This is a genomic window from Aureimonas sp. Leaf427, assembly GCF_001425485.1.
GTDB lineage: Bacteria > Pseudomonadota > Alphaproteobacteria > Rhizobiales > Rhizobiaceae > Plantimonas.
In genome coordinates this window covers 149,363-171,471 of record NZ_LMQW01000052.1, presented here as the reverse complement: position 1 = coordinate 171,471, position 22,109 = coordinate 149,363, and the positions used below count along the sequence as shown (strand labels likewise).

Genomic DNA, 22,109 nt, shown 5'->3' with positions numbered 1-22,109 from the left:
TCCGTCACTCCGGGACTCGATGAAGGCGACGCTCGAACCGCCGGGCGTAGACCGACATCGGGAAGCAGATCGCGAAGTAGATCAGTGCGGCCAGCGTGAAGACGACGAAAGGATTGAACGTCGAGTTGTTGATGACCTTGGCCGCGTAGGTGAGGTCGATGAAGCCGATCACCACCGAGTAGGAGGTGTTCTTCACAATCTGGACCATGAAACCTACGGTCGGCGGCACGGCGATGCGAAGGGCCTGCGGCAGGATCACGTAGACGAAGCGCTGGTAGGAAGTGAGCGCGAGGCACTCTCCCGCCTCCCACTGCGTCTTCGGCACCGACTGAAGGCAGCCCTTCCAAATCTCGCCGAGAAAGGCGCTGGAATAGAGCGTCATCGCCATGCCGGCGGCGACCAGCGCCGAGACGTTGTAGCCATAGATGCTCATGCCGAAATAGACGACGAACATGAGAACAGGGAGCGGTATGCCCTGGACGAGCTGAACGTAGAGGCTGGCCGTGCGCGAGACCCACCGCTTGCGGGCGGCCCGCGCCATGGCGAGCGGTAGGCCCAGGATGGTGCCCCCCACGAAGCCGAGCAGGGACAGGACGATGGTCCAGATCGCGCCCTGAAAGATGTAGAGGATCTGGTCGATCGTCAGGCCGAACATGGCAGGCTCCCCTAACAGGTTGCGAGATGGGTAAAACTGCGCTGAGCGATCATAACGGTGTCCCGAGGCGGCGCAGTCGCGGGAAGGCGAGGTTCGCCGCCCCGTGCAGCAGGAAGCGCAGCGCCGTCGCCATGATCAGGTAGAGCACGGCGATGACGAGGTAGACCTCGAAGCCCCGGAAGGTGAAGGACTGGATCTGGTAGGCGACGCCCGTCAGCTCTTCGGCCGAGATCTGCGACATGATCGAGGTCGCCAGCATCATCAAGATGAACTGGCTGACGAGGGCCGGGTAGACGCGCTCGGCGGCCTGGGGCAGCTGGATGTTCCAGAAGAGCTGGCTGCGGCTCATAGCGAGGCAGGAACCCGCCTCGAGTTGCCCGGCGTGAACGCTCTGGAAGCCCGCCCGCATGATCTCGGCGGTGTAGGCGCCGACGTTGATGACGAGCGCGACCACGGCGGCGTTGGTCGGGCCGATGCGGGCGCCGAGGATGGCGAGGCCGAAGAACAGCCAGAACACCTGGATGATCAGCGGCGTGTTGCGGATGCCCTCAACGTAGACGGTCACCGCGCGCTGGGCCCACTTCGGTCCGTATAGCCTTCCGACCGCGCAGGCGGTTCCGAGCGCGAAGCCGGGCACGATCGAGACGACGGTCATCCAGATCGTCAGCCAGATACCGTTGGCCAATTCCAAGTAATAGTCTGGCAGGAATGAGAAGTCGAAAACGTAAGACAAGGCGCTCCCTTACCGTCGATGTATATCCACGGTCGCTATGGTCTACAGTGATCTGATTTTGATGCGGTACGGTACGGCGACTACGCCGAACTACCAGCGAACGTTGCTTTCAACATGAAACCTCCTCCCAAAGGCCCGTCCGTGGAGAGTATCCGACTTGACAAATCAATCGCTAACATGGATGGTTATTGCTTGCAATAGCCATTTGGAACACCTCCAAACCAGCCAGCAGGAAAAGCCCGATGTCCGCCATCTCAGCTTCGCTATCTGCCATCCGCCTCAACTCGAAGGACAACGTCGCGGTGGCGCGATCAGCCATCGCCGCCGGCGCAAATGCGGGTGGCCTCGTCGCCACGACCGATGTCCCGGCCGGCCACAAGCTGGCGCTGGTCCCCATCGCCGAAGGCGCGGATGTCGTGAAGTACGGCCAAGTGATCGGGTTCGCGACGCGCGACATCGTGCCCGGCGAGCACGTGCACCTCCAGAACATGGCGATGCACGACAGCGACGTTCAGCACCAGTTCGCCGCTGACGCGCGTCCGACTCCGCTTCTTCCCGAGTCCGAACGCCGGACCTTCATGGGATTTAAGCGTCCTGACGGGCAGGTCGGCACGCGCAACTACATCGGCATCATCTCGTCGGTGAACTGCTCGGCGACCGTCTCTCGGGCGATCGCGGACCACTTCAACCGCAAGGGCGGACTCGACGGCTTCGACAAGGTGGACGGCGTCGTCGCCCTGACGCACGGCACGGGCTGCGCCATCAACATGCAGACCGAGGGCTACACCTATCTGACGCGGACGCTGAGCGGCTATGCCCGCAACCCGAACTTCGGGGCCATCCTGATGATCGGGCTCGGTTGCGAGACCAACCAGATCTCCTTCATCACGCAGAAATACGGCCTTGAAGAAGGGCCGCTGCTGCGCACCATGACGATTCAGCAGCTCGGAGGAACGCGCAAGACGGTCGAGATCGCCTCGAGCATCATCAATGAGATGCTGCCGACGGTGAATGCCGCCGAGCGCACGACGCAGCCCCTTTCCGGCCTGAAGCTCGCGCTCGAATGCGGCGGGTCCGACGGTTATTCCGGCATCTCCGCCAATCCGGCCCTTGGCTACGTGTCGGACCTCCTCGTGCGCAATGGAGGCACCGCAGTACTCGCCGAGACGCCGGAGATCTACGGCGCCGAGCACCTGCTGACGCGACGCGCCTCGACCCCCGCGGTCGCAGAGAAGCTGATGCAGCGGATCGCTTGGTGGCAGGACTACACGACCCGGCACGGAGCTGAGCTGAACAACAACCCCTCGCACGGCAACAAGGCGGGCGGCCTGACGACGATCCTGGAGAAATCGCTCGGCGCCGTGGCGAAGGGCGGATCGATGCCGCTGGAGGCGGTCTACGAATATGCCGAGATCATCGACAAGCCGGGCTTCGTTTTCATGGACACGCCCGGCTACGATCCGGTCGCCGTCACCGGTCAGATCGCCGGAGGCTGCAACATGCTGATCTTCACCACCGGGCGGGGCTCCGTCTCTGGATGGAAGCCGGTGCCGACCATCAAGGTCGCGACCAACACTGAAATGTTTGAGCACATGGACGAGGACATGGACCTCGACTGCGGCGGCATCATCACCGGAAACGACACGATCGAAGCGGCCGGGCAGCGCATGTTCGAGAAGCTCCTCGCGGTGGCTTCCGGCGAGCGCACCTTGAGCGAGACATACGACTACGGGGATAACGAGTTCGTGCCGTGGCAGCTCGGCGCGGTGACCTAGGCGGGGGCCGCCCGTCGCCCTGCTGCGCCGCGTCGTGACAAGCGGCGGGCAACCCTCTACCCCTCTCGCCGGGGTGAAGTCGATTTGAGAACGGATGTGCTGTCGTTGGTCGCGTTCGAGCGAAAACCTGCCTATGCCAGCATGACGGAAATGCTTCGGGAGAGCATGACCCGAGGCAGCATTCCTGCGGGCACCGTCATCCTCGAGAGCCATCTCGCGACCCTCTTCAATTCAAGCCGGGCCCCGGTGAGGCAAGCCCTGGCGACGCTGGAGGCGGAAGGCCTGCTCGGGCGCTTCGCCGGCCGCGGGTTGGTGGTCGGCCCCGGCTCAAGCCCGACTCGCATCCCGATCACCAGGGAAATGGTCACTCCGGCGGCGGAGCCGGGCGTCCTCCCCGACGTCGATCCGGCCGACGCGATCTACTACGCGGTCGAGCGCAACATCATCCTGCACTCGCTGTTCGGCGGCTTCCGGGTCAACGAGCTGGCGCTTGCGCGCGCATACGACATCAGCCGCCTTGCCGCGCGCAACCTTCTTTTGCGCGCGCAGGGCGTTGGGATCGTCGGAAAGGGCGAGAAGTCGCACTGGTGGATCGTGCCGCTCAACCTCGACCGCATGGCCTCGCTTTACGAGCTGCGGGAGATACTCGAACCGGTCGCCCTCCAGAACGCGGCGAACAGTATCCCACCCATCCTGATCGAGGAAATCGCCGTCCGGCACCGCGTCGCGATCGAGCGGTTTCCGGAGGTGGACATCGCAACGCTCGACGAGCTCGAGGACGACATCCACGTGAAGCTGCTCGGCTTCTCGACGAACCACGAGATCATCGGGGCGCTGAAGCGGGGGCGTGCCCTCTTTGTGTCAACCAAACACATCCAGATCGCGCTGAAGCGGACAGCCTTGATCGACCCGTTCCTCGATGAGCATCTCGCCGTAGTCGAGGCGCTGGGTCTTGGTGAAATCGACGCCGCCGCGAGAGGGCTTAGGGACCACCTACATGCGTCCAACACGAAGTCGCTGCGGAACCTCGCCCATTTCAACGAGACTCAGAAAGTGGAGCCCGTCGACTACATCCTAAGTCAGTAGATCGCGAACGGTTCATTGAGGCACCTCCTCAACCGGCTTTAACGCACCTCGCCTGACTTGCTCGGTCTGTTTCCCGCCATTAGATCCGCAGCCGACAATCACGAAGCAACCCCTCGGCAAACGACTGCTTCTGGAATTCGCGTGTGATCGGCTGAACAGCGGAAATGGGCGCGAAGCTGCCGTAACCGCTTTAGCTTCGTCTCATCGCCTGCTCGCCACGATTCTTGTAAGCGATTTCAATGATGTAGGTGTTCGCAGTTTTGTTCTGACCGGCGCACCGAAAATTCAAATCGTTGAAGCGACGAGATGGTGCAGGCTCCGGCCGCGATGTCCGCGGCTTGTCCGCGAGACGGGTCGATCGGGTTCATTTCGAACGGCACCCGCGGTGACGACGATAGCGTGAGAAAATCGCCGGATCCACGAAGCCAAACGCCCGGGCTGGCACCCGAGATATCGGGTTTTCGTGCGGTTCGAAGAGGGCACCGAGGGCGCCGACGAGGCTCCATCCGACACCTCCAACCCTTGCAACATGTTGCAAGGGTCGGGCGAGGGTCCATCCGATGCGGCCTTGATCCCGGACGATCGAACGACGCGCTAAGCAGGCATTTCGCCGGCGCGGCGGCAGGCGACGGCGTGGTCCGTGCCGTCGGTGACGAGCGCGGGTTCGCGCTCCGCGCAGGCGGGCAGTGCCATCGGGCAGCGGGTGCGGAAACCGCAGCCTGACGGCGGATGGGCGGGGCTCGGGATTTCGCCCTTCAGGCTCTCGATGCGGGCGCCGGACCTCAGCGACGGGCTGGCCGCCAGGAGAACCCGCGTATAGGGGTGGCGGGGCGAGCCGAAGACCTGCTCGACCGTTCCCTGCTCCACGATCCGTCCGAGATACATGACCGCGACGCGGTCGCAGAGATGGCGCACCACATGGAGGTCGTGGCTGATGAAGAGCAGCGACAGGCCCATCCGTGCGCGCAGGTCGGAGAGGAGATTGACCACCTGGGCCTGGATCGAGACGTCGAGGGCGGCGATCGGCTCGTCGGCCACGATGAGATCGGGACTCGGCGCCAGGGCGCGCGCAATGGCGATGCGCTGACGCTGCCCGCCCGAGAACGCGTGGGGGCGACGGCCGGCATGTTCGGGGAGCAACCCGACCTGCGACAGAAGCTCGGCGGTCCGCTGACGGCTCTGCGCCTCGTCCATGATCCCGTGAACCTTCAGCGCATCGGCGATCTGGTCGCCGATGCGGCGCTTGGGGTCGAGGCTGGCGAACGGGTCCTGGAAGATCATCTGCATCCGCCGGCGCAGCGGCCGCAGCGCCCCATCCGACAGGGTGGAAATGTCCTGGCCGGCGAATTCGATCTGTCCGTCGGTCGGGCGCAGCATCCGGAGAATCATGCGCCCGAGCGTGCTCTTGCCGCAGCCCGATTCGCCGACGATGCCCAAGGCCTCACCCTTGGCGATGGTCAGATTCACATCGCGAACGGCATAGAAGCCCCGCGTCTTGCCCGGCCGCCAGAAAGACCGGCTGCCGAACCTGCGCGACAGACCCTGCACCCTGACCAGCGGTTCGCCCGCGGCCGGTCGGGCCGGCTCCGGTGTCGACACGACGTTCATCATGCAACCTTCTTCCAGTGGAAACACCGCGACTGACGGTCCTGCCCGCTTTCACGAAGTTCGGGATGTTCGCCGCAGCCGGGCTGCGCCAGTCCGCAGCGCTCGGCGAAGCGGCAGCCGGGCGAGATGTTTCCGAGTGCTGGAACATGGCCGGGAATGGCGTGCAGACGCTCGTTCTCGCCCTCCGGCACGCTGGCGATGAGGGCGGCCGTATAGGGGTGCTTGGGCGCCGCGAAGACCTGGTCCACCGGACCGCTTTCGACGATCTCGCCCGCATACATCACGCAGATGCGGTCGGCGATCTGCGAGACCAGCGCCAGATTATGGGTGACGAAGATCATGCCCATGTCGGGATCGCGTCGTTTCAGATCGGCGAAGAGCTCGATGATCTGAGCCTGGATGGTCACGTCGAGGGCTGTCGTCGGCTCGTCGGCGATCAGGAGGCGAGGGCCGTTGGCGATGGCCGAGGCGATGAGGGCGCGCTGCTTCTGGCCGCCCGAGAGCTCGTGCGGATAGGCCTTCGCCTTCTCCTCGGGATCGGGAAGGCCGACCGCGCGCAAGAGATCGATCGCCTCCGCCCGGGCCTTGGACGAGCTGACGTCGCGATGGGCGCGAATTCCCTCGGCGATCTGCCGGCCGACGCGATAGACCGGATCGAGACTGCCGCCGGGGTCCTGGAAGACCATGGAGATCTCGTCGCCGCGCAGGGCCTGCATGGCGCTCTCGTCCAACGAGAGGAGGTCGACCACCGTCCCGTCCCGGCGCGTGAAGAGAAGGGTGCCGGAGGTGCGGTCGACGCCCTGGGGCAGGAGGCCGAGAAGGGCGAGCCCCGTCATCGTCTTGCCGGAGCCGCTTTCGCCCACGAGCGCGACCGTCTCGCCGGCGGCGATGTCGAGCGAGATGCCGCGCACCAGATCGGGCGCATCGGGCAACCCCGCCACGCGCAGCGAAAGGTCGCGCACGGAGAGGACGATCCTCCCGTCCTTCGAGGAGGAAACGGCGGCGGGCGACGACGACGCGGGGTTGGCCGGGCCGGAGCGGCCGGCATTCAGGACATTGGCATGCGCCTTCGGGTCCAGCGCGTCGCGAAGGGCGTCGCAGAGCGAGTTGAAGGCGATGATCGTGACGGACAGCGCCAGGCAGGGCCAGAGCAGCATCAAGGGCGCCTGATCCATCGTGCCGCGGGCGCCGCGGATCATCAGTCCCCAGGAGGGCGCGGGAGGCACGACGCCGAGCCCGAGAAAGGAGAGGCCGCTCTCCAGGACCATGGCGGCGGCGACCGTCAGCGAGAACTGGACGACGATCGGCGCGGTGACGTTGGGCAGAATCGTGCGCGTCAGGATGCGGACAGGGTGGGTCCCGATGGATTCCTGCGCCGCGACGTAGTCGAGCATGCGCACCGACAGCGTCTCGGCATAGACGACGCGGGCAAAGACCGGCGTGAAGAGAATGGACAGTCAGAGGATGAGCGTGCCCGACCCCGCTCCGAGCAAGGTGACCACGAGAAGGGCCAGCAGCATCGGCGGCAGGCACAGCAGAACCTCCGAGGAGCGGACCGTCGCCAGTTCCACGAAGCCGCGGAAATAGCCGCCGAGAAGGCCGAGGACCGTTCCGGCGATCGCCGACAGGGCCGCCACCGTGAAGGCGACCGCGAGCGACGTGCGCGCGCCCCAGAGGACGCGGCTCAGAATGTCGCGGCCATACTCGTCGCGGCCGAGCCACAGGCCCCAGCCGGGGCTCGCGAGCCGCTGCTTGACGCTCATCGCCAGCGGATCGGCAAGCGGCAGGAGCGGCACCGCGACGGCGAGCGCCAGAAGGGCGAGGACGATGGCGAGCCGGATGGCCGCGGGCCTCGGCAGGGATCGCAGGATCGACGTCATCGCGTTAGCCCCACGCGTGGATCGAGGACCGCGTAGAGCAGGTCGATCGCCAGATTGAGGAAGACGAAGATCGTCGAGATGACGAGGACGATCCCCATGACCTCCGGATAGTCCCGGGCCTCGACGGCTCGCACCAGATAGCCGGACAGGCCCGGCCAGTTGAAGACGTATTCCACCAGCACCGTGCCGCCGAGCAGCATGCCGAGCTGCAGCGCCAGGACCGTCACGATGGGGATGAGTGCGTTGCGCAGGGCATGCGCCACGATGATGCGGCTGCGGGGAAGGCCTTTGGCCCGCGCGACGCGGATGAACTCGCGGCCCAGCACTTCCAGCACCGAATTGCGCGTGACGCGGAAGAGGATGCCGGCAAGGCCGATCGCTATGGCGCCGGCCGGCATGACGAGCAGCGAAAGGTGCCGGAGGGGATCGTCCGAGAAGGCGACGAAGCCACCGGCCGGGATGAGCTTCAGGATTTGGGCGAAGACCAGCACCGCGAGGGTGCCGACGACGAAGACCGGCACCGAAACGGCGATGCTGGCCAGCGTGGACGAGATTTTGTCGAAGGCGCTTCCGCTGCGCACGGCCGCCAGGGTTCCCATCGGGATGCCGATGCTCGCTGCGATCAGGCCCGCCGCCAGGATCAGCTCCATCGTGCGGGGAAGGCGCACGAGAACCTCGTCGAGGATCGGATAGCCGTCCTGGAGCGAGACGCCGAGATCGCCGCGCAGCACGTTGGAGACGTAGGTGACATATTGGAGGGGGAGAGGCCTGTTGAGGCCGAGCTGCTCGCGCAGGTCGGCCACGATCGCCGGGTCCGGGGACATCCCGCCCTGGGACAGGAGGAGTTCCGCCGGATCGCCGGGAATGACGTGCAGGACCATGAAGATCAGGGTCGCCACGAGCCATATGAGGACGAAGGCGGCGGCCGTCCGCCGCAAAGCGTAGCCGATCATCAGCTTGAGCCCAGCACCGCGTCTTCGAAGGTGATCGCGGAGGAGAAAGTCAGCTGGCCCGGCAGGTTCTTGAAGCCGCTGAGCGACTGCTTCATCGCGTATCCCTGCTTGCGCAGGCACAGGCCCACCATCGGCACGTCCTCCAGGGCGACCGCCTCCATCTCGCGATAGATCGCCTTGCGCTTCTCCAGGTCGAACTCTGCGCGGCCGGCCGCGAGAAGCTCGGTGATCCGCGGAATGTCGAGCTTGTAGCTGCGGCTGATCGAGGGGGAGAGGCTGCCGTCGACGAAGGCCGTCAGGCTGTCGGGATCGTTCGTGTCGGCGGCGGCGCCGTGAACGGCGATGTCGTACTGGCCGCGGGTGCCCAGTTGCACGCGCGTCGACCAGTCGGGCAGCTGAAGCTCGGCGACGATGCCGACCTCGGCCAGCTGCTGCTGCACCACCTCGGCCGTGTCCTTCAGCATGCGGTATTGCGCGGTGGACAGGATGTTGCAGGTCAGCCCGTCGGCAAAGCCCGCTTCCGCCAGGAGCCGGCGGCTGAGATCGGGATCGTAGGCCCAGCCTTCGGAAAGATCGGCATTGTAGAACGGGCTGTTCCCGGCGATCGGCAGATGGGCGAGCGGGGTAGCGTAGCCGAAGAAGGCCGCGCTGACGATCTCCTCGCGCCGGATGGCGTGGGCGACGGCCTGGCGCACACGCTTGTCGTTGAAGGGCGCCTTGGAGCCGTTGAAGAAGAGGCCCATGAAGGGGCCGTCGACCGCGTCGAGCGTCAGCGCCGCGTCCTTGCCGATCTCCTCCATCGCGCTCCAGGGCACGTATTCGATGATGTCGACGTCGCCCGCGTCCAGCGCCGCGACGCGCAGGTTCTCGTCGGCATAGACGACGAGCTTTAGGGTCTTCGTCCTCGGATGCTCCGGCTTGTAGTAGTCGGGGAAGGCCTCGAGCGTCATCGACGTGCCGCGCTCCAGCGAGGCGATCCTGTAGGGGCCCGCGCCGATGGCGTCGGACAGGTCGGAACCCTCCTTGACGATGGCGAGATTGTAGCTGGCCATCCAGAGGGGCAGCGTCGAGATCGGCTCTTTCGTGCGCAGGATCACCGTCTGCGCATCCGGCGTCTCGATCGCCGCGATGGACTGCAGCTCGCCGCGATAGACGGCGGACGACGCCGGGGCGCTGATCTGCTCCAGGCACCATTTCACGTCCGCCGAGGTGACCGGCGACCCGTCGTGGAACTTGGCGGGCCGCAGCTTGAAGATCCAGCTGTTGTCGCCCTCGCGCTGCCAGCTTTCGGCCAGCGCGCCCGTCAGCTCGCCCTCCTTCGTGAAGGTGAGAAGGCCGCGATGGATCATCAGCTTGATCGATCCGGCGGCCGTTCCCGTCTGATCCCAGGGCTTGAGATTGGGCGGGAAGGTGGACAGACCGAGCGTGATCGTATCGCGGCCCTCGGCCCAGGTCGGAACGACATGGGCGAAGGTCATCGCGGCGGATGCGCCGAGGAAGGCGCGGCGGCTCAAGTTGAAGGGCATGTGAGATCTCCTTTGAACCGGCTGGCATCCGGCGCCCGCACGCAATGGCGGGCTGCTTTCGGCTCGAGCTGCGAAGCGAAATGACATGGTCTCGAAAAGCCGGGGCCCCGCGGGTGCGAGCTCCCGGCTTTCCGAAGGGTCAGGCGGCGGCGTCGGCCAGAAGCGCCTGCGTGGTCTTCCAGGCGTCCTGCAGGCCGAGCGCGAGGGCGCCGTGCTCCATGGTGAGGCACAGCGAATAGGCGCGGTTGGCCAGGGCGAACTCCTTCTCGCTGACGCTCCAGGCCGGCAGAATCCAGCGCTTGCCCGCCTTGTGGGCGGCATCCGCAACCGTCTTCAGGTCCGCGAAGTCGGCGGCCGAGCGCTTGTAGGCGCCCCGGTCCCGGCGAAGCGACAGGTCGCTCGGGCCGATGAACACGCCGTCCACGGTGGGCAGCGCCAGGATCTGATCGACGTCGCGCAGCGCGCCCGCGTGCTCGATCATCGGATAGCAGCGCGTGTTGGCGTCCTGGTCGGCGACCCACCGGTCGTCCGGCCCGCCATAGGCGACCGTCCGGCCGCCCGCGAAGCTGCGATCGCCGATCGGGGGAAACTTCGAGAAGGCGCAGACGCGCTTTGCGTGTTCGACGTCGAGGATGTGGGGGATGATCACCGCGTCGGCGCCGAAATCCAGCGCCTGCTGGATCGGGCCGCGCTCCGGGCCGAGCACCTTGGCCAGAACCTCGAAGCCCAGGCCCTTCAGGGCCGGGATGAAGCGGTCGAGGGCGGCGAGGTCGAAGCTGCCGTGCTCGATGTCGAGGACCGCGACGGTGTAGCCGATGCCGGCGGCGATCTCGGCTGCGGCGACGTTGGCGCTGGACAGCCAGATCGCCGGCTTGGACGGGAAGGAGGCGGGCATCAGTTCGCTCCGATCGCGTAGACGTCGGCGCGGCGATTGCTGAGCGCCGGCAGTTCCGATCGAATTTTGTCCTGATAGGCGAAGTCGAGATCCGCGACCGCCGTGCCGACCGTGTCGGACGCACAGGCCATGACGGTGCCCCAGGGGTCGATGATCATGCTGCGGCCGTTGCAGGCCTTGCCCGGCAGGTAGGTGCCGACCTGGCCGGCGGCGATCACGTAGCACTGGTTCTCCACCGCCCGGGCCCGCAGCAGAAGCTCCCAGTGGTCGCGGCCGGTGAAGAGCGTGAAGGCGGCGGGTACGATGAGGATACGGGCGCCCGACAGCGCCTGGATGCGGAACAGCTCCGGGAAGCGAACGTCGTAGCAGATGGAGAGCCCGACCTTCACGCCGTCGATCTCGGCGGTCACCACGTCGTTGCCGCAGGCGACCGTGTCGGACTCCTTGTAGTAGACGCGGCCGGGCAGATCGACGTCGTAGAGATGCAGCTTGCGATACTGAGCGGTGATCCGGCCCTCGCGGTCGATCAGGACGCTGGTATTGGCGCAGCGGACGTCGCCCTCGACCTTGGCGCGCATCGAGCCGATGACGATGTTCATCCCATGCTCGCGGGCCTTGGCCGCGAAGGCGTCCGTCGTCGCGCCGGGAATGGCTTCGGCCGCGGCGAGCGCGCCGGCATCGTCGCCCATGTACTCGACATATTCGGGAAGGACGGCGAGATCCGCGCCCTGCGCGGCGGCACGATCCAGAAGCTCCAGCGCCGTCCTTATGTTGGCGGCCTTGTCGCCTTGGGAATTGATTTGGCAGGTCACGACACGCACGAGCAGTCTCCGTTTTGTGTATGTGACACGTATACGTGAGATAGTATGTGAAGTCTACGCGAAAAGTGCTAGATTCGTCCGTGCGGTCGAACGGGGTCCTGGAAACGACGAGACGCGCCCGGCACCTTCCCATGGCGCCGATACGGGCCAGGTCTTCGGTTCCGCGGTCAGCCCATCCTCCCCGGTGCGCAAGACCCTGAGACGAGAAGGACGTCGGACATTGAGAGACGAATCGGAACGCCCGGCCTTGCAGCCGCTCGACAAGAAGCCGTCCGGCGAGCCCGCCAAGGAGCGCGTCTACAACTACGTGCGCGAGCAGATCCTGCGCGGCGTCCTGCGCGGCGGTTCCTTCGTGGAGGAGGAGAGCGTCTCCACGGTCGTGAACGTCTCGCGAACGCCGGTTCGCGAGGCCTTTCACCGGCTGGAGGCGGAGCGCTTCATCGAGCTCCTGCCCCGGCGCGGCGCCATGGTGCGCCAAGTGACGGCGGACGATCTGGTGCAGCTCTACGAGACGCGGCGGATGCTGGAGGGAACGGCGGCGCGCAAGATCTGCGAGCAGCGCATGCCCTTGAAGGAGGGCGTTCTGCGGAACCTCGAGGCGATGGAGAGCATGGAGGTCCATTTCGACGAGATCGACTTCTACCAGCACGTCCATCTCGACCGGAGCTTCCACCGCGCCATCGTGGAAAGCGCGGGCAACACGATCAGCACGGAGCTCTACGAGAGCCTCGGCTCGCGGCAGTTGCGCGTCGCCATCGCCGCGGCGACGGCGAACCCGTCCCGCATCCGCACGATCGTCGCCCAGCACCGCGACATCTACGACGGCCTGAACGCGCACGACTACGAAGCCGTCCGCGCCCTTCTGGACGAGCATCTCCACCCCGTGATCGACGTGGTCTCACGCCTCCCTGCCGCGTCGCACAGCTTTTAGGGTCCATCGGGGATCAGTGGAAACCGGTTGGCCCGAAAGAGACAAACGACGACGAGGAATTCGACTGTCCGGTACGGGATGAGCCTGACGGACTCTCGCGAGACGGGGGTCGCGCTTCGTGGGCTCGTCGGTATGGCGAGGCATGCGTGAAAGATCGACGGCGTTCTGTGCGCCGCCATGATCATTAAGCGCCGGCGTACCGGACCGACAGGCTCTCCGCGCCGGCTTTCAGCCGCTCGATGTAGCGGGCGTGATGCCCCAGGAGCAGGCGGCCCGACGCCGTCCACGGGATCGGGGGGGGGCCACCCACCCACGCTGGAGGGGATCTGGAAGGGACGCGAACTCTCCCGCATCGTCGCGACCGTGCACTTGTCGTTCCCGAAACGATAGAGGCCGAAACCCTCGTCCATGTCGCAGTTGATCGTCGCCCTGGCGTGCGTCCCCGCCGTCTCCCGTCAGCTCGCCAGCGCAGCTTCCAGGCGGGCGAGCCTTGCCGTCTCGTCCTTCCTCGCCGCCAGCGCCTGGTCCATCGCCACTGTCTCGAAGCGAACGCTTTGATGGGGCTGGAGCTGGCCGATCAGGTCCATGTCGGCCGAGATCACCGTGCCCAGCATGAAATAGCCGCCGCCGGAGACCGCGTCCCGGTGGAGGATGATCGGCTCGGTGCCGCCCGGAACCTGGATGGACCCGTAGGGATAGCAGCTGTCGACGATGTTGGAAGGATCGGACCCTGCGCCGAAGGGCTGCCGGCGCGGCACGAAGTCGAGCTTGCGGCCGCCGCGAAACCGGTAGCCGATGCGGTCGGCCTCGGGCGCGACCTTCCAGCTGTCCTCGAAGAAGCTCTCCTTGGCGCCGTCCGTCAGCCGGTGCCAGTAGAGGCCGGGCAGGACGCGCAGGGCCGCGGACGCGCCGCCGGCGGCGCGTCGGAGACCGGCGGGCACGCTGGTGCCCTCGCGCCCCTTGCCGGATGCAGCGCCGATCCCGACCGCGTCTCCCGCCTTCAGCGCGCGCCCCTCGAAGCCTCCGAGCGTGCCGAGCGCATAGGTCGAGCGCGATCCCAGCACCTCCGGCACGTCGATGCCGCCGGCGACGGCGATATAGGCGCGCGCGCCGCGCTTTAGAAAGGCGAAGGACAGGACCTGTCCGGCCAGAACCTTGAACGCCGTCCAGCCGGGCTGCTCGACGCCGTCGACCTTCGGCGGCATGTCCGCTCCGGTGACGGCGACGAGGGTGTCGGCGGAAAAGCGCAGCTCCGGCCCGAGGAAGACTGCCTCCAGCCCGGCGGCGCCGTCCTCGTTGCCGACGAGGCGGTTGGCGGCGACGAGGGCGAAGCGATCCATCGCGCCCGAGATCGGCAGGCCGAGATGGTAGTAGCCGGGGCGGCCGAGATCCTGAACGGTGGTGGCGAGGCCCGGCTTAACGACATCGAACATGCGCAGGGCCTCAGCCATCCAGGGCCTCCAGGAGTTTGGCATTGGTGCCTTCGGGATCGGCCGTGAAGGCGTCGAGCGAGAAGCGGACCGGGACGATCTTCGGTTCGAAGCGGCCCGCCTCCACCGCCTCGACCGCCGCGTCGTAGGCCGTGCGGTCGATCGGCTTGAACTTGATGATGTCGCCGGGCCGGAAGATCATCAGCTCCTTCAGATAGCCGATCTCGCCCTTCGGATCGTAGATCGGCATCGGCGTCACGCCGAACATCTGGTAGCCGCCCGCACCGCGCACCGAATAGATGCAGCCGAAGCAGCCGCCATGGCCGATCGTCAGCTTCGGCGTGTCGGTGCGCGGACGCAGGTACTTCGGCACCTCGATCTGCTTCGACCGCTCGACCAGCTGATAGATGAAGGGCAGGCCGGCGACGAAACCGACCATGGAGACGAACCAGGGCGCGCCCGCATGCGCGGCGATGAACGCCTCGACGCTGTCGAAGCCGTTGATCCTGGCGCCGTATTCGAGATCGGTCGCGTCGGGGTCCTGGTGGCGCTCGCGAAAGCGCATCAGCGTCTCGTGCGTCCAGGGATCGTTGTAGAGCACCGGGATCTCGATGATCCGCGTCTCGATCGTCTTGTCCGACGACTCGGCCGCCGCCTCGAAGCCCTTCAGCCTCTCCATCAGCGCATCGGGCGCGATCACGTCGGGATCGAACTTGATCTGGAAGGAGGCGTTGGCCGGACAGATCTCGGTGATGCCGGCAATGCCGCCGTCGCGAACGGCATTGGTCATCGAGAGGCTCTTGAAGAAGGCCTCCAGGGACATTTCCTCGTCCACCTCGACGAAGATGTGCTCGTCGCCGCCGTAGGAATAGCGTGTCGTCATCGGCCGGTTTCCGCTTCTCGTGTCGTGGGGGTGCCGATCGGATGGGCCGACAACCAATCCTCCAGCCAGCGCGTGTGGACGTCGCCGGCCCGCACCTCGGGAGCGGCCGCCAGGGCGACATGAAGCGCTCTCGTGGTCGGCAGGCCCTCGATGCGCAGCTCGCTCAAGGCCCGCGCCATCCGCGTGATGGCCGCCTCGCGCGTCTCGTCGTGGACGACGAGCTTGCCGAGCAGCGAGTCGTAGAAGGGCGGGACCGCATAGCCGGGGTAGAGCATCGTGTCGAACCGAACGCCCATGCCGCCGGGCACGTCGAGCGCCGTCACCGTGCCGGGGCCGGGCCGGAAGTCGAGGGCCGGGTCCTCGGCGCAGATGCGGGCCTCGATCGCGTGTCCGGACAGGCGCACGTCGCTCTGCGGAAGGGTCAGAGGCTCGCCGTTGGCGATGCGCATCATCCAGCGCACGAGGTCGATGCCGGTGATCATCTCGCTGACCGGATGCTCCACCTGGATGCGGGTGTTCATCTCGATGAAGAAGAACGCGCCGGTGGCCTCGTCGAAGAGATATTCCAGCGTCCCGGCGCCGCGATATCCGACCCGTTCGGCGAGGCGCACGGCGGAGGCGCAGAGCGCCTCGCGCTGGTCGGGCGTGAGGCAGGCGGCCGGCGCTTCCTCCCACACCTTCTGCCGGCGGCGCTGCAGCGAGCATTCGCGCTCGAAGAGATGGATGGCCCGGGTGCCGTCGCCCAGAATCTGCACCTCGACATGCCGCGCCTTGCCGATGAAGCGTTCGAGATAGAGCCCGCCGTCGCCGAACGCGGCCTTCGCCTCGCCGCTCGCCTGCGGGATCAGGTCCGCGAGTTCCGCCTCGTCCCGCGCCACGCGGATGCCGCGCCCGCCGCCGCCGGCGGAGGCCTTGATCATCACGGGATAGCCGATGTCGCGGGCGGCCGCGACCGCCGCGGCGACGTCCTCGACCACGCCTTCGCTGCCCGGCACCGTCGGCACGCCGGCGGCCATCGCCTCCTGCCGGGCCCGGGCCTTGTCGCCCATCTTGCGGATCGTGTCGGGCCGCGGCCCGATGAAGACGAGGCCGGCCGCCTCGACCATCTCGGCAAATTCGGCGTTCTCCGACAGGAAGCCGTAGCCGGGATGGACGGCGTCGCAGCCGCTGTCGACGGCGGCCTGCACCATCCCCTGCTTGTTCAGGTAGGATTTCGTCGCATGCGCGGGACCGACCGGAACGGTCTCGTCGGCAAGCCGTGCCGCGAGCATCGCGCCGTCGGCCGCGCTCACCGCCTGGACGGTCGAGAGACCGAGCTCCCGCGCCGCGCGGATGATGCGCACGGCGATCTCGCCGCGATTGGCGACGAAGACCCTGGAGATCGCCATGGCCTTAGGCGTCGAGGTCGTAGAGCGGCTGGCCGGCCATCACCGCGTCCTCGTTCTCGACGTGGAACGCGGCAAGGGTGCCGGCATCCTCGGCGACGACCGGCGTGAACGACTTCATCACCTCGATGAGACCGATCGTGTCGCCGACCGCGACCGCGTCGCCCGTGGACTTGAACACCGGGTCGCCGGGGGAGGCCGAACGGTAGAAGGTGCCCGGAAGCGGGGCCTGGATCGTCTTGACGGTCATGGCGGGTCACGTCCTCTGCGCGGCGGTGCGTTGCCGGAAGACTTGCAAAACTGTGGCGACGCGTAAAATCGCAAATTAGAATTCGGGTCATCGGAAAATCCGATATGGTCGTGCCGGACCCTTTCGATGGAGGCGCGCGGCATGTCGGTTTCGCTGAAGCAGATCCGCTATTTCGTCGCCGCGGCCGAGTCGGGACGGATCGGGCAGGCGGCCGTGGCGCTCAACGTTTCGCAGTCGGCCGTGACGGCGGCGATCCAGCAGCTCGAGGGACTGCTCGGCACCCGTCTCCTAGAGCGCACGCCCTCCGGCGTCACGGTCACGCTCGAAGGCAGCCGCTTCCTGTCGCAGGGGCGGCAGATTCTGGCGGCCGTCGCCGAGGCGGTGCACAGCCCGCACGTCTCCGGCGACACGGTCGCCGGCCAGGTCCGCGTCGGCGTGACCTACACCGTCGCGGGCTACTTCCTGCCGCGCCACCAGATGCGGTTCCAGGCGAACTTTCCCGGCGTGACGCTCGAACTCTTCGAGGCGCCGCGCGACGTGCTCGAACAGGCCCTGATCGACGGCGTGCTCGACATCGCCGTGCTGCTCGTCTCGAACCTGCGCGACGAGGCCCGGCTCGGCAGCGAAATCCTGGCCCGGTCGCCGCGCCGCCTGTGGCTGGCGCCGGGCCACACGCTGACCCGCGCCGAGCGCGTCCGCCTCGCCGACATCGCGCAGCATCCCTACGTGATGCTCACCGTCGACGAGGCCAAGCATACGGCCATGCGCTACTGGTCGGCGGCGGATCTGGAGCCCCGCACGATCTTCCGCACCTCCTCGGTCGAGGCCGTGCGCTCCATGGTGGCGGGCGGAATGGGCGTCACCGTCCTGTCGGACCTCGTCTACCGGCCCTGGTCGCTGGAAGGGCAGCGGATCGAGACGCGCATCATCGAGGACGACGTTCCGAGCATGGATGTCGGCCTCGCCTGGCGCCGGGAAGCCACCTTGAGCGGCGCCACCGAGGCCTTCCGCAACTTCATGCGCTTTGCGGTCACCGGTATCGGCGCGGGGCGTGGAGGGGCTGCGGCAGAGGCTTCGGCGGCAGGCAAAAGGCCATCGGTTTTTCAGATGTCGTCGCCCGCTTAATACGATTTGACGGGGCACCCCCGACATCTCCACGCTTGTCCCCGAACGACCGATCTCGGATCGGCGAAAGGAGTGCGGCATGGGCGTGACGATCAACTGCGATATGGGCGAAGGCTTCGGTCTCTATCGCTGCGGCGACGATGCCGGCATCATGCCGCATATCCATATCGCCAATGTCGCCTGCGGTTTTCATGCCTCCGACCCGTCGGTGATGCGCGCGACCGTGAGGCTGGCGGCCGAGCATGGCGTGGCCGTCGGCGCTCATCCGTCCTTTCCCGATCTGCAGGGGTTCGGCCGGCGCGAGATGCAGATGGGGCGGGACGAGCTGTCGGCCTGCATCCTCTACCAGATCGGGGCGCTCAAGGCCTTTCTCGACGAGGCCGGCCTGGCGCTCAACCACATCAAGCCGCATGGAGCGCTCTATGGCGCGGCGATGCGGAGCGAGCACGTCGCCCATGCGATCGCCGATGCGGCCGAACTCTTCGGCGTTCCCCTGCTCGGCATGGCCGGCACCTTGCAGGAAACCGTCTACGGCCAGCGCAACATCCCCTTCATCGCCGAATATTACGCCGATCTCGACTACGACGCCGAGGGCCGGCTGATCATCACCCGCCAGCACGACGCGAAGGACCCGGCCGAGGCGGCGCGGCGCGCCGTGAAGGTGATGACCGAGGGCAAGGCGACGACCATCGAGGGCAAGGACATGCCGATGCGCGCCGAGACCGTGTGCATTCATTCCGACACGCCCGGCGCCGACCGACTGGCGCGGGCCGTCCACGAAGCCTTGGAGCCCTGGTTCGCCTGACGGGAAACGTCAGGGAAACGTCGAGATCGGCCCGAAATTTGCCTGTTCGGGCAAGAGGGGGTGATGTCGTCGATCAAATGCCGCCCCGCCGGGCGTCCCGCCGGCAAGACCGTTCAACGGGACCGGAGATGCGTGCCATGCGAGCAACCTTCTCGACCAGCGCCAGTCCCCCGGCTGCCCGCAAGCAGTTCTGGCAGCAGGCGGTCTCCGAGACCTACTTCCCCCTCGACCTCCGGTTTCAGTCGGCGAGCGACTTCGATGGAACGCTCGACACCTGGACGATGGGATCGATCGCGGTCTCGCGCAATCTCTGCGACGCGCTGCTCTACCGGCGGCATGAGCGCCACCTCCTCAACGAGCGGGAGGAGAGCTTTCTCATCACCGTTCCGGAAGTTGCGGAGATCCGCTTCGTCCAGGACGGCCGGGAGGTCTATTGCAAGCCGGGGCAGTTCCTGATCGAGCGCAGCCATCTTCCCTACGAGTTCAGCCACAGCACGCGCGCCGCACTCTGGGTGTTGAAGATCCCGAGCGACGTGCTGCGGGCGCGCATCGCAAGGCCCGAGCGGCTGGCGACGCTCCAGTTCGATGCAAGCCGCAGCGTCGGCGCGCTCTTCGTCGACATGCTGCGCATGACCGCGCCCCGGCTCGACGAGATGGAGGAGGCGGAGCGCGCGACGATGGGGCGCCACCTGGTGGACCTCCTCGCCATGGCGATCGAGGCGGATCAGCGGGTGCTGGTCGGCCGGTCGTCGTCGGTGCGCAATGCCCATCTGCACCGCGCCGAGCACGTCATCGGCGCGCAGCTGCGCGACACGCGCCTGTCGCCGCAGGGCATCGCGGAGGCCTGCGGCATCTCGCTGCGCTATCTCCACCAACTCTTCGAGGCCGAGGGCACGACGGTCTGCGCCCATATCCGCAACCAGCGGCTTCTCATGTGCGAGACGGCCCTGAAGGATGCTCATTGCCGCAAGACGATCTCCGAGATCGCCTATGAATGGGGCTTCGCCGATCAGGCCCAGTTCAGCCGCAGCTTCCGCGCCAGGTTCGGCCGCACGCCGAGCGAGGTTCGGGCGGCCGCCCGCCATTCGTCGGCCCAGCTCGCCTGAGCGACGCCGCGACGTTCCGGGTGCGTCGGCTCATGCTGCGCTGCATGACCGGTAAACGGGCAGATGCCGCCTCGGCTCAAACTTTATGCCGAAATGCCCTGAGCGACAAAACGTGATGCGCTGAGACACAAGAGAAGGTCGCCGAAAGCCCGTTTAATCCTCGCCGATACCTCGGACATCCGGCGGCCGGCCGGCAGACGCTGCGGCACCGGGCGATGGAAAAGGGATAAGGCAACCTTGCAGACTCTACGCGTGGCCGTCGATGTGGGCGGCACTTTCACCGACATCTGCATCATGGACGAGGACACGGGTCTCATCCGGATCGAGAAGACCTCGTCCACGCCCGATCCGATCGACGGGATCATGAGCGGCGTCGCCAAGGCGGGCATCGATCTGTCGAAGGTCGCCCTCTTCTCGCACGGCACCACCGTCGCCACCAACGCGCTGATCACCCGCCGCCTGCCCCGCACCGCGATGGTCTCCACGCAGGGCTTCCGCGACGTGATCGAGATCCGCCGCGCCAACAAGGAAGACCTCTGGGACGTCTACAAGGACGTCGTCAAACCCTACATCCCGCGCCGCGACCGGCTGACCGTGCCCGAGCGCATCGACAGCGCCGGCCGGATCGTCGAGGCGCTGGACGAGGACAAGGCGCGCGACGTCGCCCGCATCCTGAAGAAGCGCGGCGTCGCGGCGATCGCCGTCTGCTTCATGAACGCCTATCTCAACGGCGAGAACGAGCGCCGGATGCGCGAGATCCTCCTGGAGGCGATGCCGGACGTCCCGGTGTCGATCTCCTCGCAGGTCCTGCCTGAAATCTTCGAGCACGAGCGGTTCTCGACGACCGTGGTCAACGCGGCGCTGAGCCCCGTCGTGGTCAGCTACACGACGCGGCTCGGCGACCGGCTGGCGGCCGGCGGCTACACCCGCGATCTCCTGCTGCTGCACACGGGCGGCGGCGTGATGACGCCGACGAGCGTCAAGGACTTCGCCGCCCGTCTCGCCGGATCGGGCATCGCCGCCGGCGCCATCGCCAGCCGCCACATCGCCGGCCTCTGCGGCTATCCGAACTCGATCGGCCTCGACATGGGCGGCACCTCCACCGACGTGTCGCTGGCCTACGAGGGCAAGTCGCGGGTGACCAAGGACTGGTACATCGAGTTCGGCTACCCCATCCGCTTCTCCTCCATCGAGGTGCTGACGATCGGCGCCGGCGGCGGATCGCTCGCCTGGACCGACGATGCCGGTTCGCTGCGCAACGGCCCGCAATCGGCCGGTTCGGTTCCGGGGCCCGCCTGCTATGGCAACGGCAACCGGCAGCCGACCAACACGGACGCCAACGTCACGCTCGGCCGTCTCGGCACGAGCCTTGCCGGCGGCAAGGTCACGCTCGACCCGAACCTCGCCCGCACGGCCGTCGAGGAGGGCGTCGCCCGGCCCTTCGATCTGTCGGTCGAAGATGCGGCGGACGCGGTCCTGCGCGTGGCCAACGCCAACATGTCCGATGCGGTCCGCCTGATCTCGATCAGCCGCGGCTACGATCCCCGCGACTTCGCGCTGGTCGCCTTCGGCGGCGCCGGGGCGCTGCACGGCGTCGACGTCGCCCGCGAGCTTTCGATCCCGGCCGTGATCGTGCCGCCCAATCCGGGCGTGACCTCCGCGCTCGGCTGCCTTCTCGTCGACATGCAGCACGACTTCTCGGAAAACTGCATGGTCGATGCCGAGGCGGCCGATCCCGTCGCCATCGAGGCGCAGTTCGCCCGCATCGAGCGCGAGGCGCTGGACCGGCTGGTCCACGAGGGCGTCGCGGAGGGCGACATCGTCCTGCAGCGCTCGATCGACATGATGTATCGCGGCCAGTGGCGCTCGCTGGCGGTCTCGACGCCGAGCCCGATCCGCTCGATCCCCGATCTCGTCGCCGATTTCCACCGCGAGCATCACCGGGAGTACAACTTCCGCCGCGACGAGGCGCCGGTGAGCTTCTTCCGCGTCAACGTCAAGGCGATCGGCATCGTGCCGAAGGCCGAGCTGGCCGTGCACGAGCCGACCGGCGTCGCGCCCGATCCCGTCTCGCGGCGCCAGGTCTGGTTCGAGAACGCCGCCCACGACACCCCGGTCTTCCAGCGCGACCACCTGCCCTGCGGCTTCGTCTTCGCCGGGCCGGCGATCGTCGAGCAGGTCGACAGCACCGTGGTGGTGCCGCCGCGCGCCACGGCCGAGGTCGACAAGTATCTGAACATCATCATCCGCGTGAAGGGCTGA

20 protein-coding genes are annotated in these 22,109 nt (G+C 66.9%); 7 read left to right on the top strand and 13 right to left on the bottom strand.

The genetic code is table 11. From position 1 onward, the window contains the following. Positions 1-4 precede the first annotated feature (4 nt). Both ASG62_RS23375 and ASG62_RS23370 read right to left on the bottom strand, forming a co-directional pair. Positions 5-655 (bottom strand): amino acid ABC transporter permease, encoded by a 651-nt coding sequence (locus ASG62_RS23375; protein WP_056692776.1) that lies wholly within the window; start codon positions 653-655, stop codon positions 5-7. Positions 656-704: 49 nt separating this feature from the next. Then, positions 705-1,388: an amino acid ABC transporter permease gene (locus ASG62_RS23370; RefSeq protein ID WP_056692779.1), complete on the bottom strand. Its 684-nt coding sequence runs from the start codon at positions 1,386-1,388 to the stop codon at positions 705-707. Between the two features lie 242 nt (positions 1,389-1,630). Between ASG62_RS23370 and ASG62_RS23365 the strand changes: the two genes are divergently transcribed. After that, positions 1,631-3,163: a UxaA family hydrolase gene (locus ASG62_RS23365; RefSeq protein ID WP_056692781.1), complete on the top strand. Its 1,533-nt coding sequence runs from the start codon at positions 1,631-1,633 to the stop codon at positions 3,161-3,163. 105 nt (positions 3,164-3,268) lie between these two features. Further along, positions 3,269-4,249, top strand: a complete 981-nt coding sequence (locus ASG62_RS23360; RefSeq protein WP_156382331.1) for a GntR family transcriptional regulator — start codon at positions 3,269-3,271, stop codon at positions 4,247-4,249. A 594-nt stretch (positions 4,250-4,843) separates the two neighbouring features. On the opposite strand, the gene ASG62_RS23355 is transcribed toward ASG62_RS23360, so the two are convergent. From ASG62_RS23355 to ASG62_RS23330, 7 genes are all read right to left on the bottom strand, one after another. Then, entirely contained in the window at positions 4,844-5,860 is a 1,017-nt protein-coding gene (locus ASG62_RS23355) for an ABC transporter ATP-binding protein (protein WP_244487527.1), read from the bottom strand. Further along, the gene (locus ASG62_RS27775) at positions 5,857-7,308 is read right to left on the bottom strand and encodes a dipeptide/oligopeptide/nickel ABC transporter permease/ATP-binding protein (protein WP_274532637.1); all 1,452 of its coding nucleotides are present in this window, start codon (positions 7,306-7,308) and stop codon (positions 5,857-5,859) included. The genes ASG62_RS23355 and ASG62_RS27775 overlap by 4 nt, the downstream gene beginning before the upstream one ends. Positions 7,309-7,314: 6 nt before the next feature. Next, a complete protein-coding gene (locus tag ASG62_RS27770) occupies positions 7,315-7,737 on the bottom strand; it encodes a hypothetical protein (protein WP_244487529.1) in 423 nt (140 codons plus the stop codon). Further along, the gene (locus tag ASG62_RS23345) at positions 7,734-8,690 is read right to left on the bottom strand and encodes an ABC transporter permease (protein WP_056692786.1); all 957 of its coding nucleotides are present in this window, start codon (positions 8,688-8,690) and stop codon (positions 7,734-7,736) included. Before ASG62_RS23345 ends, ASG62_RS27770 begins: the two co-directional genes overlap by 4 nt. After that, positions 8,690-10,216, bottom strand: coding sequence for an ABC transporter substrate-binding protein (locus ASG62_RS23340; protein WP_056692790.1), 1,527 nt, complete (start codon positions 10,214-10,216; stop codon positions 8,690-8,692). Before ASG62_RS23340 ends, ASG62_RS23345 begins: the two co-directional genes overlap by 1 nt. A gap of 139 nt (positions 10,217-10,355) precedes the next feature. Next, positions 10,356-11,111 (bottom strand): aldolase/citrate lyase family protein, encoded by a 756-nt coding sequence (locus tag ASG62_RS23335; protein WP_056692795.1) that lies wholly within the window; start codon positions 11,109-11,111, stop codon positions 10,356-10,358. Continuing rightward, the gene (locus ASG62_RS23330; RefSeq protein ID WP_056692798.1) at positions 11,111-11,932 is read right to left on the bottom strand and encodes a carbon-nitrogen hydrolase family protein; all 822 of its coding nucleotides are present in this window, start codon (positions 11,930-11,932) and stop codon (positions 11,111-11,113) included. Before ASG62_RS23330 ends, ASG62_RS23335 begins: the two co-directional genes overlap by 1 nt. A 220-nt stretch (positions 11,933-12,152) precedes the next feature. Between ASG62_RS23330 and ASG62_RS23325 the strand changes: the two genes are divergently transcribed. Continuing rightward, complete coding sequence (locus ASG62_RS23325) at positions 12,153-12,863, top strand: GntR family transcriptional regulator (RefSeq protein WP_200944658.1); 711 nt, start codon at positions 12,153-12,155, stop codon at positions 12,861-12,863. Positions 12,864-13,318: 455 nt separating this feature from the next. Here the strand turns inward: ASG62_RS23325 and ASG62_RS23320 are convergent, their stop codons facing one another. The 4 genes from ASG62_RS23320 to ASG62_RS23305 are packed head-to-tail and all read right to left on the bottom strand — an operon-like array spanning position 13,319 to position 16,811. After that, the gene (locus ASG62_RS23320) at positions 13,319-14,314 is read right to left on the bottom strand and encodes a biotin-dependent carboxyltransferase family protein (protein ID WP_082537099.1); all 996 of its coding nucleotides are present in this window, start codon (positions 14,312-14,314) and stop codon (positions 13,319-13,321) included. Beyond that, positions 14,307-15,176: a 5-oxoprolinase subunit B family protein gene (locus tag ASG62_RS23315; protein ID WP_056692803.1), complete on the bottom strand. Its 870-nt coding sequence runs from the start codon at positions 15,174-15,176 to the stop codon at positions 14,307-14,309. Before ASG62_RS23315 ends, ASG62_RS23320 begins: the two co-directional genes overlap by 8 nt. Continuing rightward, entirely contained in the window at positions 15,173-16,564 is a 1,392-nt protein-coding gene (locus ASG62_RS23310; RefSeq protein ID WP_056692807.1) for an acetyl-CoA carboxylase biotin carboxylase subunit, read from the bottom strand. The genes ASG62_RS23315 and ASG62_RS23310 overlap by 4 nt, the downstream gene beginning before the upstream one ends. 4 nt (positions 16,565-16,568) lie before the next feature. Then, a complete protein-coding gene (locus ASG62_RS23305; RefSeq protein WP_056692811.1) occupies positions 16,569-16,811 on the bottom strand; it encodes an acetyl-CoA carboxylase in 243 nt (80 codons plus the stop codon). A 141-nt stretch (positions 16,812-16,952) separates the two neighbouring features. On the opposite strand from ASG62_RS23305, the gene ASG62_RS23300 reads away from it, so the two are divergent. The 4 genes from ASG62_RS23300 to ASG62_RS23285 all read left to right on the top strand — a co-directional run bounded on the left by ASG62_RS23300 (position 16,953) and on the right by ASG62_RS23285 (position 22,109). Continuing rightward, on the top strand, positions 16,953-17,936 hold the full coding sequence (locus ASG62_RS23300) for a LysR family transcriptional regulator (RefSeq protein ID WP_082537113.1): 984 nt from the start codon (positions 16,953-16,955) through the stop codon (positions 17,934-17,936). A gap of 79 nt (positions 17,937-18,015) precedes the next feature. Continuing rightward, entirely contained in the window at positions 18,016-18,741 is a 726-nt protein-coding gene (locus ASG62_RS23295; protein ID WP_056692814.1) for a LamB/YcsF family protein, read from the top strand. A gap of 137 nt (positions 18,742-18,878) precedes the next feature. After that, a complete protein-coding gene (locus ASG62_RS23290) occupies positions 18,879-19,847 on the top strand; it encodes a helix-turn-helix domain-containing protein (RefSeq protein ID WP_056692820.1) in 969 nt (322 codons plus the stop codon). A 237-nt stretch (positions 19,848-20,084) separates the two neighbouring features. Beyond that, positions 20,085-22,109: a hydantoinase/oxoprolinase family protein gene (locus ASG62_RS23285; RefSeq protein WP_056692824.1), complete on the top strand. Its 2,025-nt coding sequence runs from the start codon at positions 20,085-20,087 to the stop codon at positions 22,107-22,109.

What these genes read in the sequence shown, in the direction of transcription:
- ASG62_RS23310 (WP_056692807.1), bottom strand. Translation starts at nt 16,564, where the DNA reads ATGGCGATCTCCAGGGTCTTCGTCGCCAATCGCGGCGAGATCGCCGTG.
- ASG62_RS23340 (WP_056692790.1), bottom strand. Translation starts at nt 10,216, where the DNA reads ATGCCCTTCAACTTGAGCCGCCGCGCCTTCCTCGGCGCATCCGCCGCG.
- ASG62_RS23295 (WP_056692814.1), top strand. Translation starts at nt 18,016, where the DNA reads ATGGGCGTGACGATCAACTGCGATATGGGCGAAGGCTTCGGTCTCTAT.
- ASG62_RS23375 (WP_056692776.1), bottom strand. Translation starts at nt 655, where the DNA reads ATGTTCGGCCTGACGATCGACCAGATCCTCTACATCTTTCAGGGCGCG.
- ASG62_RS27770 (WP_244487529.1), bottom strand. Translation starts at nt 7,737, where the DNA reads ATGACGTCGATCCTGCGATCCCTGCCGAGGCCCGCGGCCATCCGGCTC.
- ASG62_RS23300 (WP_082537113.1), top strand. Translation starts at nt 16,953, where the DNA reads ATGTCGGTTTCGCTGAAGCAGATCCGCTATTTCGTCGCCGCGGCCGAG.
- ASG62_RS23320 (WP_082537099.1), bottom strand. Translation starts at nt 14,314, where the DNA reads ATGGCTGAGGCCCTGCGCATGTTCGATGTCGTTAAGCCGGGCCTCGCC.
- ASG62_RS23335 (WP_056692795.1), bottom strand. Translation starts at nt 11,111, where the DNA reads ATGCCCGCCTCCTTCCCGTCCAAGCCGGCGATCTGGCTGTCCAGCGCC.
- ASG62_RS23365 (WP_056692781.1), top strand. Translation starts at nt 1,631, where the DNA reads ATGTCCGCCATCTCAGCTTCGCTATCTGCCATCCGCCTCAACTCGAAG.
- ASG62_RS23355 (WP_244487527.1), bottom strand. Translation starts at nt 5,860, where the DNA reads ATGATGAACGTCGTGTCGACACCGGAGCCGGCCCGACCGGCCGCGGGC.
- ASG62_RS23315 (WP_056692803.1), bottom strand. Translation starts at nt 15,176, where the DNA reads ATGACGACACGCTATTCCTACGGCGGCGACGAGCACATCTTCGTCGAG.
- ASG62_RS23305 (WP_056692811.1), bottom strand. Translation starts at nt 16,811, where the DNA reads ATGACCGTCAAGACGATCCAGGCCCCGCTTCCGGGCACCTTCTACCGT.
- ASG62_RS23345 (WP_056692786.1), bottom strand. Translation starts at nt 8,690, where the DNA reads ATGATCGGCTACGCTTTGCGGCGGACGGCCGCCGCCTTCGTCCTCATA.
- ASG62_RS23290 (WP_056692820.1), top strand. Translation starts at nt 18,879, where the DNA reads ATGCGAGCAACCTTCTCGACCAGCGCCAGTCCCCCGGCTGCCCGCAAG.